Source organism: Hafnia sp., assembly GCF_036648275.1.
GTDB classification, from domain to species: Bacteria; Pseudomonadota; Gammaproteobacteria; order Enterobacterales; family Enterobacteriaceae; genus Hafnia; species Hafnia alvei.
In genome coordinates, this window is the sequence record NZ_JAVXIQ010000008.1 from 1 (window position 1) to 11,901 (window position 11,901).

10 protein-coding genes are annotated in these 11,901 nt (G+C 50.2%); 6 read left to right on the top strand and 4 right to left on the bottom strand.

Annotation, left to right across the window (positions count from 1 at the left end; translation table 11 throughout):
• Positions 1-239, bottom strand: a 239-nt coding sequence (gene rpsT / locus RSC70_RS09500; protein ID WP_332542303.1) for a 30S ribosomal protein S20, incomplete at its 3' end; no start/stop codon positions are given.
• Between the two features lie 441 nt (positions 240-680).
• Between rpsT and ribF the strand changes: the two genes are divergently transcribed.
• From ribF to ispH, 5 genes are all read left to right on the top strand, one after another.
• Positions 681-1,619, top strand: coding sequence for a bifunctional riboflavin kinase/FAD synthetase (ribF, locus tag RSC70_RS09505; protein ID WP_025801417.1), 939 nt, complete (start codon positions 681-683; stop codon positions 1,617-1,619).
• Positions 1,620-1,705: 86 nt separating this feature from the next.
• Positions 1,706-4,555 (top strand): isoleucine--tRNA ligase, encoded by a 2,850-nt coding sequence (ileS, locus tag RSC70_RS09510; RefSeq protein ID WP_282814583.1) that lies wholly within the window; start codon positions 1,706-1,708, stop codon positions 4,553-4,555.
• Between the two features lie 11 nt (positions 4,556-4,566).
• The gene (gene lspA / locus RSC70_RS09515; RefSeq protein ID WP_025801419.1) at positions 4,567-5,058 is read left to right on the top strand and encodes a signal peptidase II; all 492 of its coding nucleotides are present in this window, start codon (positions 4,567-4,569) and stop codon (positions 5,056-5,058) included.
• Between the two features lie 5 nt (positions 5,059-5,063).
• On the top strand, positions 5,064-5,534 hold the full coding sequence (gene fkpB, locus RSC70_RS09520) for an FKBP-type peptidyl-prolyl cis-trans isomerase (RefSeq protein WP_332542304.1): 471 nt from the start codon (positions 5,064-5,066) through the stop codon (positions 5,532-5,534).
• Positions 5,515-6,468, top strand: coding sequence for a 4-hydroxy-3-methylbut-2-enyl diphosphate reductase (ispH, locus tag RSC70_RS09525; RefSeq protein WP_025801421.1), 954 nt, complete (start codon positions 5,515-5,517; stop codon positions 6,466-6,468). Before fkpB ends, ispH begins: the two co-directional genes overlap by 20 nt.
• Positions 6,469-6,553: 85 nt before the next feature.
• Here ispH and xdhC read toward each other — a convergent pair whose 3' ends face one another.
• The 3 genes from xdhC to xdhA are packed head-to-tail and all read right to left on the bottom strand — an operon-like array spanning position 6,554 to position 10,193.
• On the bottom strand, positions 6,554-7,030 hold the full coding sequence (gene xdhC / locus RSC70_RS09530; RefSeq protein ID WP_115104647.1) for a xanthine dehydrogenase iron sulfur-binding subunit XdhC: 477 nt from the start codon (positions 7,028-7,030) through the stop codon (positions 6,554-6,556).
• Entirely contained in the window at positions 7,027-7,905 is an 879-nt protein-coding gene (gene xdhB / locus RSC70_RS09535) for a xanthine dehydrogenase FAD-binding subunit XdhB (protein WP_332542305.1), read from the bottom strand. The genes xdhC and xdhB overlap by 4 nt, the downstream gene beginning before the upstream one ends.
• 2 nt (positions 7,906-7,907) lie before the next feature.
• Entirely contained in the window at positions 7,908-10,193 is a 2,286-nt protein-coding gene (gene xdhA / locus RSC70_RS09540) for a xanthine dehydrogenase molybdenum-binding subunit XdhA (protein ID WP_332542306.1), read from the bottom strand.
• A 511-nt stretch (positions 10,194-10,704) separates the two neighbouring features.
• Between xdhA and dapB the strand changes: the two genes are divergently transcribed.
• Positions 10,705-11,526 carry a 4-hydroxy-tetrahydrodipicolinate reductase gene (dapB, locus tag RSC70_RS09545; protein WP_332542307.1) on the top strand — a complete coding sequence of 274 codons (822 nt, stop codon included), beginning with the start codon at positions 10,705-10,707 and terminating at the stop codon, positions 11,524-11,526.
• Positions 11,527-11,901 lie beyond the last annotated feature (375 nt).

The window sequence follows — 11,901 nt, forward strand, 5'->3', positions numbered from 1 at the left end:
ACCAAGTTTGACTTATGGCGTGCAGCTTTGTTTTTGTGGATCAGGCCTTTACAAGCCTGGCGATCCACGATTGGTTGCATTTCGTTAAATGCGTTTTGTGCAGCGGCTTTATCGCCGGTTGCAATCGCCGCGTATACTTTCTTAAGGAAAGTACGCATCATGGAGCGACGGCTAGCGTTGTGCTTGCGGCGCTTCTCAGATTGTACGGCGCGTTTCTTAGCTGATTTGATATTAGCCAAGGTCCAACTCCCAAAATATTCTATGAGGACAATTCAAAGGCCGAGAAATATGCCTTTTTAGCCCTCTGTTGTCAATGGATTTGTGCAAATAAGCGTCGCTTGTACGAACGACACTTTCGCGTTGTGATGGCGCGGGATTTTACCAGCTTTGTCCCTTGGAATACACCCTTTCGAGAGTTTTTTCCTGTGCGGTTGCTGATTATATCAGCGTTTGCAATAAAAGCGCAGGTTTATACCCCAGCATCTTGAAAGGCGATGGGGTGAGTAACGGATATGATTTTATCGAAAGACAAATAGAGTGGTAGAAATCATGCGTAATGTATTTAACCGGCGGCTTATCTCCGGTATGGTGGCAGAATCCCTTTAAACTCTCTAATCGCTGGTTAACCTTAGTCTCTGTACAAGGTATAATCCGCCGATTTCCACTGTTTTGAGCCTGATATGGAGCTAATTCGCGGCATTCACAATCTACGGGCGCGCCACCATGGCTGCGTGCTGACGATCGGTAACTTCGATGGTGTGCACCGCGGTCATCAGGCCTTGCTGGCCCGTTTGAAGCAGGAAGGGAAGCGCTTGGGGCTGCCCGTCATGGTCATGATCTTTGAGCCCCAACCGTTAGAGCTGTTCAGCGCTGATAAAGCGCCAGCTCGCCTGACTCGGTTACGCGATAAATGTCACTATCTGGCAGAAGCAGGAGTTGATTATCTCCTGTGCGTACGTTTTAACCGTGATTTTGCGGCGAATTCAGCTCATGACTTTGTGAAAAAGTTACTCGTTGAAAAGCTCGGCGTAAAATATCTGATGGTTGGTGATGATTTTCGTTTTGGCGCAGGGCGTCAGGGCGACTATGAGTTATTGAAACAGGCCGGAGAACAGTTCGGCTTTACTGTGACAAACTCTGATAGCTTTTGCGAAGGAAATAAGCGCATTAGCAGCACCGCCGTTCGACAGGCATTGCAGGAAGATAAGCTTGAACTCGCGGAAAGCCTTTTAGGCCATCCATACAGCATTTCTGGGCGCGTTGTGCACGGTGATGAAGTTGGGCGAACTATCGGTTTTCCAACCGCCAACCTCCCGCTTAAACGGTTGGTTGCACCGGTAAAAGGCGTATACGCCGTTGATGTTTATGGGTTGGGAGCGACACCGTTGCCCGGTGTGGCGAATATTGGTACCCGCCCAACAGTCGCTGGCATACGTCAGCAGTTAGAAGTTCATCTGCTGGATACCACGATGGATCTTTATGGACGCCACATTGATGTGGTGCTCCGCGCAAAACTGCGCAATGAACAGCGTTTTGCTTCGCTTGATGCACTTAAGCAACAAATCGCCAATGATGTGGTGACGGCCCGAGAGTTCTTTGGGCTGGCGACACCGGTTTAATCTATATACATATGCCCAAAGTCATAAAAGCTGCATGAGTAGCTTATTGAGCCAAGGGGATAGCCGAAAACGGAACCGAGAATCGAATGAGTGATTATAAGAATACCCTGAACTTGCCGGAAACAGGGTTCCCGATGCGCGGCGATCTCGCCAAGCGCGAGCCTGGCATGCTGCAACGTTGGTATGAGCAGGATCTGTACGGGATTATCCGTAACGCGAAAAAAGGCAAGAAAACCTTCATTTTGCACGATGGCCCTCCTTATGCGAACGGCAGTATTCATATTGGTCACTCAGTAAACAAGATTCTTAAAGACATTATTATTAAGTCCAAAGGCCTGAGCGGTTTTGACTCACCGTACATTCCTGGCTGGGACTGCCACGGTCTGCCTATTGAGCTGAAAGTTGAACAGCTGATTGGTAAACCAGGCGAGAAATTCAGCGCCGCTGAGTTCCGTGCTAAATGCCGTGAGTATGCCGCCGAGCAGGTTGAAGGCCAAAAAGCTGACTTCAAACGTCTGGGCGTGCTGGGCGATTGGGATCATCCGTACTTGACGATGGCGTTTGACACCGAAGCTAACATCATCCGTGCACTGGCTAAAATCGTTGATAACGGCCATCTGATGAAAGGTGCTAAGCCGGTTCACTGGTGCCCAGACTGTGGTTCTTCACTGGCTGAAGCTGAAGTTGAGTACTACGACAAAACTTCCCCGTCTATTGACGTGCGCTTTGCTGCGGTCAATAAGAATGAAGTGTTGGCTAAATTTGGCGTTAAAGAAGCCGAAGGCAACGTTTCTGTCGTTATCTGGACCACAACTCCGTGGACAATGCCCGCTAACCGCGCGGTTTCATTGCACCCTGAATTCGAATACCAGTTGGTTCAAGTTGATGGCGAGTGCCTGATCTTGGCAGCCGATCTGGTTGAAAGCGTCATGAAACGCGCCGGTATTACCTCTTGGACCGTGCTGGGAAGCTGCAAAGGTGCCGATCTGGAACTGATGCGTTTCCAACACCCATTCATGGGCTTTGATGTGCCTATCGTTCTGGGCGAGCACGTTACGCTTGAAGCCGGTACAGGTGCTGTACATACCGCGCCGGGTCATGGCCCAGATGACTATGTCATCGGTCAAAAATATGGTTTGGAAACGGCTAACCCAGTCGGCCCGAACGGTTGCTATTTGAAAGGCACCTTCCCAGGTCTGGATGGTTTGTTTGTATTCAAAGCTAATGACGTAGTGGTTGAACTGCTGAAAGAGCATGGCGCTTTACTGCACGTTGAAAAAATGAATCACAGCTATCCATGCTGCTGGCGTCATAAAACGCCGATCATTTTCCGTGCGACCCCACAGTGGTTCATCAGCATGGATCAGAAAGGGCTGCGTAAACAGTCTCTGGCTGAGATCGACGAAATTGAACAGGTTGGCCTGAAAGAAAAAGGTCTGAGTGGCTGGATCCCTGCATGGGGTAAAGCGCGTATCGAATCGATGGTGGCAAACCGTCCTGACTGGTGTATCTCTCGTCAGCGTACGTGGGGTGTGCCAATGTCGATGTTTGTGCATAAAGACACTCAGGAACTGCATCCACGCACCATCGAATTGATGGAGGAAGTGGCGAAGCGCGTTGAGAAAGACGGCATTCAAGCTTGGTGGGATCTGGATCCAAAAGATATTTTGGGCGCAGACGCTGACCAGTATGAAAAAGTGCCAGATACCTTGGACGTATGGTTTGACTCCGGTTCAACCAGCTTCTCCGTGGTTGATGCACGCCCTGAATTCCATGGCAACACCGCAGACATGTATTTGGAAGGCTCTGACCAGCACCGTGGTTGGTTTATGTCTTCTCTGATGATTTCTACCGCGATGAAGGGCAAAGCGCCTTACCGTCAGGTACTGACTCACGGCTTCACCGTTGATGGTCAGGGACGCAAAATGTCCAAATCTATCGGTAACACCGTGAGCCCTCAGGATGTGATGAACAAACTGGGTGGCGATATCCTGCGTCTGTGGGTAGCTTCTACCGACTACACCGGTGAAATCGCGGTTTCAGACGAAATTCTGAAGCGTTCCGCCGACTCTTATCGCCGTATCCGTAACACCGCACGTTTCTTACTGGCTAACCTGAACGGTTTCGATCCGAAACAGCACATGGTGAAACCTGAAGATATGGTGGTTCTGGATCGCTGGGCGGTAGAGCGTGCGATGGAAGCACAGAAAGAGATTCTGGTTTCCTATGAAAACTATGATTTCCACGAAGTGGTTCAACGTCTGATGCAGTTCTGCTCGGTTGAGATGGGTTCCTTCTATCTGGATATTATCAAAGACCGTCAGTACACCACCAAAGCCGACAGCGTTGCGCGTCGTAGCTGCCAGACTGCGCTGTTCCACATTGCAGAAGCACTGGTTCGCTGGATGGCACCGATCATGTCCTTCACTGCCGATGAACTGTGGGGCTACTTGCCGGGCGACCGTGCTGAGTATGTTTTCACTGAAGAGTGGTATCAAGGTCTGTTCGGCTTAGGCAACGCAGAGTCTATGAACAACGAGTTCTGGGCTGAGCTGCTGAAAGTTCGTGGTGAAGTGAATAAAGTCATCGAGCAGGCACGTAACGACAAACGCGTAGGCGGCTCTTTGGAAGCCAGCGTAACGCTGTATGCGGATGACGATTTGATCGCCAAACTGAACAGCCTAGAAGATGAACTGCGCTTCGTGCTGATCACCTCTGCGGCTCAGGTTGAACCATTGGCAAACGCACCGGCAGATGCCGTGCAGAGCGATGTGCTGAAAGGTCTGAAAGTTGCGTTGAGCAAGGCTGATGGTCAGAAATGTCCTCGCTGCTGGCACTTCTCTACCGAGATTGGTCAGAATGCTGAGCATCCAGATCTGTGCCCTCGTTGTATTACGAACGTTGCCGGTCACGGCGAAAAACGTAAGTTTGCATAATGGCTGATGCGATGAAACGACCAATAATGTCTACGGGACTGCGCTGGCTTTGGCTGGTGCTTGTCGTGTTAGTGATTGATTTAGGCAGCAAGTATTTAATTTTACAGGACTTCGCCTTAGGCGAAACCAAAGCACTGCTGCCATCGCTAAATCTGCACTATGCACGCAACTACGGCGCCGCTTTCAGCTTCTTAGCTGACAGCGGTGGCTGGCAGCGCTGGTTCTTTGCCGGTATCGCCATCGCTATCTGCGTGGCGTTGTTAGTGATGATGTATCGTTCTCGTGCGACGCAAAAACTCAATAACATCGCCTATGCGCTGATCATCGGCGGAGCACTGGGCAATCTATTTGATCGTCTGTGGCATGGTTTTGTTGTCGATATGATCGACTTCTACGTGGGAGATTGGCATTTTGCCACCTTCAACCTAGCTGACTCGGCAATCTGTATTGGCGCAGCATTCATTGTTTTGGAAGGTTTCCTTCCCGCGAAGAAAAAGGGATAGCAGGTATGACTCAGCAAGTGCAAAGCAACAGCGCAGTGTTAGTGCATTTTACCTTGCAGCTAGAGGATGGCACGCAGGCCGAGTCAACGCGTAGCAGCGGTAAACCAGCGCTGTTCCGTTTGGGCGATGGCAGTTTATCCGATGCGCTGGAAGAGCACTTGCTGGGACATCAGGCGGGCGATAAGTTTCAGTTCACCTTGCAGCCGCAAGACGCGTTTGGTGAAAATAGTCCCGATCTGGTTCAGTTCTTTACTCGCCGTGATTTCGCCGACGTTGGCGTGCCGGAAGCCGGAACCATTATGATGTTCACTGGCCGAGACGGCAGCGAAATGCCGGGTATCGTGCGTGAAGTTGCCTGTGATTCAGTGACCGTTGATTTTAACCATCCGCTTGCGGGACATCCGGTCGCCTTTGACGTAGAGGTGCTGGAGATTGACCCGCAGCAGGGAGACGTTGATGCAAATCCTGCTGGCTAATCCGCGCGGTTTCTGCGCGGGTGTCGACCGAGCCATTAGTATCGTAGAACGCGCGCTGGAGATTTACGGCGCGCCGATTTATGTTCGTCATGAAGTGGTACATAACCGCTATGTGGTCAACAGCCTGCGCGAGCGCGGGGCCGTGTTCATTGAAGAAATCAGTGAAGTGCCCGATAACACGATTCTGATTTTCTCGGCTCATGGCGTTTCTCAAGCCGTTCGCGCTGAGGCTAAAGCTCGTAATCTCACCATGTTGTATGATGCGACCTGTCCACTGGTGACTAAAGTACATATGGAAGTTGCGCGAGCGAGCCGTAAAGGAACCGAGGCCATTTTGATTGGTCATGCGGGGCACCCAGAAGTTGAAGGCACGATGGGCCAGTACAACAATCCCGAAGGTGGGATGTATTTGGTTGAGTCGCCGGAAGACGTTTGGAAGCTACAGGTGAAAAATGAAAATAACCTGTGCTTTATGACCCAGACCACGCTTTCCGTTGATGACACTTCAGACATCATTGATGCTTTGCGTGAGCGATTCCCTAAGATTGTTGGCCCGCGTAAAGATGATATTTGCTATGCCACCACCAACCGTCAGGAAGCCGTGCGCAACCTTGCTAGTGAGGCTGAAGTGGTGCTGGTGGTTGGATCGAAAAACTCATCAAACTCTAACCGCTTGGCAGAACTGGCCCAGCGTGCAGGTATCCCCGCATTTTTGATCGACTCTGCGGAAGATATTCGCGAAGAGTGGCTGAAAGATGTGAAGCGTATCGGCGTCACCGCAGGTGCTTCAGCCCCTGATATCTTGGTTCAAGATGTCATTAAACGCCTTCAAGCGTTAGGTGGCGAAGGTGCCGTTGAGATGCAAGGGCGTGAAGAAAACATCGTTTTTGAAGTGCCTAAAGAATTGCGTGTGGATGTGAAGCAAATCGACTGATTGCTTGGCTGTATCAAACGAAAATGAGATGGGATACCGAAGGGTATCCCATTTTTTATATCCGACAGCTGCCGGCGATCAGGTGTTAACTATCACTGCATGCCTCTACCGCACGGATCACCATTTGATAGCCCGTGCAGCGGCATAGGTTTCCAGCTAATCCGCGGCGAATTTCTTCATGAGTTAACGGGCGGGACGGATGCTTGGCGAGGAGCGCCGTGGTTGCCATCACCAGACCCGGCGTGCAGAAACCACACTGTACGGCACCGGCATCAACGTAAGCTTGTTGTACCTGAGAGAGCCGGCCATTTTTCACCTCACCTTCGGCGGTGCGGATGCGTTTTCCATCGGCCCATACGGCGAGATATAAACAGCTATCGGTTGCGACGTCGTCGATAAGCACGGTGCAGGCGCCGCATTCTCCTACGCCACAGCCCTGTTTCACGCTCGTTAGCCCTTCATCTCTGAGAAGCTCCATCAACGACAGCGCGGGAGAAATTGTAAAGGGATAACGCTTTCCATTAATTTCACATTCAATATCAACCCAATGCTTACGATTCATGCGATTTTTCCTCCAGCACGTTCAACCGCGAGTGAAATAGCGCGTTGAGCTAAGGTGCGAATGAGATGCAGGCGAAATGATTTTTCTGCGCGCCATGAGGAGCGCGGGGAAACATCCTGAGCCACGGCTTCACTGATAGCCGATAACGTTTGTTGACTCAGCGGTTGGCCAACGGCGCTTTGTTCGGCATGCGGGCAGCGAATCGGTGTTGGTGCTGCAACACCATAGGTGAGACGTAGATCGGTGAAGCGCCCTTGAGCGATGCGGCATACCGCAGAACAACCAATCGTGGCGATATCCATTGCGCCGCGCATGGCGTATTTAATGTAGCTACTGCCAATATCTTGGTAATACTCAGGCGCAAAATGGAAGGCAACCACTATTTCTCCTTGTTGTAGCGCGACCTTTCCGGGGCCAGTGTGGAAACCTTCGATAGAGCGCCGATAGCAACCGTGGGCGGTCGCAATTTCTAGCTCTGCTTTCAGCGCCAACGTGGGGGAGGCTGAGTCTGCGCTTGTTGCACCGTTGCAGATATTGCCGCCATAGGTTGCAACGTTACGTACCTGAGGGCCCGCTATTGTTGCCGCTGCCTCGGCAAGCAAAGGAAGATGCTGCTGAATGAGCGGATGTTCAATAAGCTCGGTAAAGGTGGTGGCTGAACCGATGCGTAAATGATGATGGCGATCGATAGCGATCCCCTTTAAGTCGGGTAAATCATGAATATCAACGATGTGGCGGTATTTGGGATTTAGGTGATGAAGCTGGATCAGCACATCGGTACCGCCGGCTAAAAGCCGCGCTTGTGGATATTCGGTGAGTAGCTCACAGGCATGCTGTACGCTGCGAGCACGGTTGTAGTTTTCGATATCGTACATGATTACTCCCTGATGAGTCCGGCCTGAACAAATTCAGCAAACAGCGTTTTAGGCGTGATTGGCAGTGTGTTGATGGAGATGCCGGTTGCCATACGAATAGCGTTCCTAATCGCGGGAGCTGGCGAGATAATCGGCGGTTCACCGAGCGCCTTGTGCCCGTAGGCTGACTGAGGCTCATAGGTTTCAATAAATGCGCAGTCCAGATCGGGCAGATCCATAATGGTAGGGAATTTGTAATCCAGCAGGTTTGGATTTCGAACTACGCCGGTTTTTTCATCAATGATCATCTCTTCAAACAAAGCCCAGCCGATCCCCATGCCCATTCCTCCATGCACTTGGCCTTCGGCGAGCTGTGGGTTAAGAATTCGGCCTGAATCATGCAGGTTGATAATCTTATTGATGGTGACTTTGCATAGAGGAATATCGACGCTGAGATCGACAAACGTGCAGCCAAAAGCCGGTGGGTTAGTGGTGGTTTTATGGGATATTTCAGCCAGCAGCTGGGCTCCGATTTCCTGATGGTAATAAGCATGCATCGAAATCTCCGCCACGCTCATGAGCACCATTTCAGGCTGGGCCGCCATCACCACATTTCCGTTGAGTAAGGTGAGTCCCCACTGCGGCTGGTGGCTAATTAATTCAGCATGAGCCAGTATTTTACTGCGCAATTCACTTGCTGCCTGCATCACCGCAGGTGCGGCAACATAGCTTTGACGAGACGCAAATGCGCCGGGGTCGTAGGCCGTGATGTCGGTATCTTGGGTGGATATCACACGAATATGTTCAAAGGGAATACCTAGCGTTTCGGCGGCCATCTGGGCGAAAACGGTATCTGAACCCTGCCCAATCTCTGTGGCGCCAATTTGCAGATTTACCGTGCCGTCTTGATTGAGCAACATGCGAGCTCCCGCAATTTCAACGCCAACGGGGTAAGTATTGGAACCGTAGCTAAAACACGCGACGCCGACGCCACGGCGCAGATCGCCAGTTTGATTTTTACAGGCGGCCTTACGGGCGTTCCATTCAAACAGTTCGCGTCCTTTCTCAAGGCATTCAACGAGTCCTGCGCTATAAATCTTTTTGTGGTTAACCGGATTGATATCACCGCTGCGTGCCGCATTCAGCAAACGCACATCGACGGCGTCGAGCGACATTTTTTCTGCCGCGTCATCTAATAAACATTCAAGCGCAAAAGCCACCTGCGGTGCGCCATAGCCACGCATGGCGCCTGCGGCGGGATAGTTCGAATAGTGCGTGAGAGCAGAATAGCCGAAGGCGCTACGAGGATAGAGATAGCTGATTTTGTTGGCACCGGCGGAAGCGATGGAATGCCCGTGCGAAGCATAAGCGCCCGTGTTCGACAGCACGTCCAACTGATAGCCCGTTAATATACCGTCGTGATTAAGTCCCAATTCCGCGTCGATACTAAAGGCATGACGAGTGCGGGAAGCAAAAAAACACTCTTCACGGCTGAGTTCGACCTTCACCGGAATGCCACCCATCTTTTGAGTGAGAAATGCGGCCATCGGCTCTTCGAGTACGTCCTGTTTATTGCCGAATCCACCACCAATATAAGGTTTGATTACGCGTATGTTTGACCACGGCATACCCAGCGCCTGAGCGACGGTACGGCGCACGATCTGCGGGATCTGGGTGCTGGAGACAATCACAATATGATCTGGCTGTTCCATATAGGCAAAACAGGTCACGCCTTCCATATGGCAGTGCTGGATCACCGGCGTTTGAAAATGCGCAGAGAGTTGAAAATCAGCCGATGAGATTGCTTCTTTAGGCTGATTCGCGCTGATATCACTTTTTTTCAGCGTATTGCCTTCCGGATGAATTAGCGGTGCGTCTTGCGCTAACGCGCCCTGCGCGGTGGTTATCACCGGCAGCTCTTGATATACCACTTCGACCAGCGCTGCGGCACGTTCTGCGGTTAGCGCATCACGCGCGACCACAATCGCGACACCGTCGCCATAATGCCGCACATGTTGGGTGAGTAGCTGACGATCGGCAACGTCTCGTTTAGCGGGTTCCAGTGACCAAGCATGCCCCGCTGTGGGGAATCGTAATTCAGGCACATCTTGATAAGTAAATACGGCTTCAACGCCGGGTAAAGCCAGTGCGGCGTAAGTATCAATGGCCGTGACATAAGCATGGGCGAGAGGGCTACGTACATATTTGGCGTAACGCATACCATGCATTTGATGATCGTCGGTATAGCGAGCGTGGCCGGTAACCTTAGCTTCAGCGTCCACCCGCTTGAGTGGGGATCCTAACGACATAGCTTTCTCCTTAGAGGAGCGTGGGATTTTTAATTTGAGTGAAATGAATAATCGAAATTTATAAATCAGCGATAAAGCAGCAAGATGCACGCCATAGGGCGTTGAGCCGTGAGGTGATTGGTGGAAACGTGAAGGGGATCGAGCGTTTTTTCTTAGACGAATTACAGAATGTGATGGCTGAAGGTCGGATGACGGCGATGGGGAGTGGATAACTATCAAAATGGGAATGTTAGTATCAAATTGAGAGTGAAGTTATCGTAATGAAATGCTTGGTGTAGCTATGCTAACTGATTGGTTTTGCATGATTATGCGTAAGCTGCTTTTTTGTTCTTAACGTGCATCGACGCGTTTTTTTCAGTGCGTAAAACTGATGATAATCGGCGTTAATCGCAAATTTCTAATTACCGTGTATTTACTCTGGCAGTGAGAGGGAAGAGTCGTTAACCTGAAACTAACATTGAAAGCCTTTGGCTATCTTGCTGAGTGAAATTAAATAATTAAGAGAGGGAAGATGTCTAATTCTCATATCCGTGTTGCTATCGCCGGCGCTGGTGGCCGCATGGGAAGACAATTAATTGCTGCGGTGGCAAACGTTGAAGGCGTGGTGCTCGGTGCTGCTTTTGAACGTGAAGGTTCTTCATTGCTAGGTGTAGATGCTGGTGAATTAGCGGGTATTGGCCAAACAGGCATAAAAGTCAGCTCAAGCCTACAGGATGCCGCCGATAGCTTTGATGTTTTAATCGACTTTACGCGCCCAGAAGGCACGCTAGTGCACTTAGCATTCTGCGTATCTCAACGCAAAAATATGGTGATTGGTACCACTGGCTTTGATGATGCGGGCAAATCTGCAATCAGCAAAGCGGCTGAATCTATTGGTATTGTGTTCGCTGCCAACTTTAGCGTTGGGGTTAATGTGATGCTCAAACTGCTGGAGAAAGCGGCAAAAGTGATGGGCGATTATACGGATATTGAGATCATTGAAGCTCATCATCGCCATAAAGTTGATGCACCGTCAGGCACGGCTTTAGCCATGGGAGAAACCATTGCTCAAGCGTTAGGGCGCGATCTAAAAGAGTGTGCGGTATATGCCCGTGAGGGATACACCGGAGAGCGCGATCCTAAGAGTATCGGCTTTGCTACTATTCGCGCGGGCGATATCGTTGGTGAGCACACCGCGATGTTTGCCGATGTAGGGGAAAGAATCGAGATTACTCACAAGGCATCAAGCCGTATGACGTTTGCCAGCGGTGCTGTGCGCGCTGCTGCATGGGTAGGCAGTCAGCCTATTGGTCTTTACGATATGCGTGATGTTCTTTCTCTCAATGAACTCTAGATAAAACCAGTAAAAAATCTACTTTTAATCTATTTTTTAAGATTAAAAATTAAATGGATAACAATGTGTTATCCATTTTTTATTGTTTTAAAATGATGTTGGTGTGTTTTTCATTGTGAGTTGGTTGTTAATTGCTTTATTTTACTTTTTATTAACCTGATGGGAAACTGTGATTGACCTTTGCAGAGGAAAATTGCATCATAAACGTATTGCCGCTAATCCACGACACTGGCAACCGTTTTCTATTTCCAGTTAATATCTATTTTTAGTGCCTTCGCTTTAAAAAACACTCCTAAGCCTTAAAAAATACAAAAAAATCATCTTTTCAGGTAGACAAGCATTCACCACGTCTTTAGAATGCGCGCAATTTGCCGG

What these genes read in the sequence shown, in the direction of transcription:
- ribF (WP_025801417.1), top strand. Translation starts at nt 681, where the DNA reads ATGGAGCTAATTCGCGGCATTCACAATCTACGGGCGCGCCACCATGGC.
- ileS (WP_282814583.1), top strand. Translation starts at nt 1,706, where the DNA reads ATGAGTGATTATAAGAATACCCTGAACTTGCCGGAAACAGGGTTCCCG.
- lspA (WP_025801419.1), top strand. Translation starts at nt 4,567, where the DNA reads ATGAAACGACCAATAATGTCTACGGGACTGCGCTGGCTTTGGCTGGTG.
- fkpB (WP_332542304.1), top strand. Translation starts at nt 5,064, where the DNA reads ATGACTCAGCAAGTGCAAAGCAACAGCGCAGTGTTAGTGCATTTTACC.
- ispH (WP_025801421.1), top strand. Translation starts at nt 5,515, where the DNA reads ATGCAAATCCTGCTGGCTAATCCGCGCGGTTTCTGCGCGGGTGTCGAC.
- xdhC (WP_115104647.1), bottom strand. Translation starts at nt 7,030, where the DNA reads ATGAATCGTAAGCATTGGGTTGATATTGAATGTGAAATTAATGGAAAG.
- xdhB (WP_332542305.1), bottom strand. Translation starts at nt 7,905, where the DNA reads ATGTACGATATCGAAAACTACAACCGTGCTCGCAGCGTACAGCATGCC.
- xdhA (WP_332542306.1), bottom strand. Translation starts at nt 10,193, where the DNA reads ATGTCGTTAGGATCCCCACTCAAGCGGGTGGACGCTGAAGCTAAGGTT.
- dapB (WP_332542307.1), top strand. Translation starts at nt 10,705, where the DNA reads ATGTCTAATTCTCATATCCGTGTTGCTATCGCCGGCGCTGGTGGCCGC.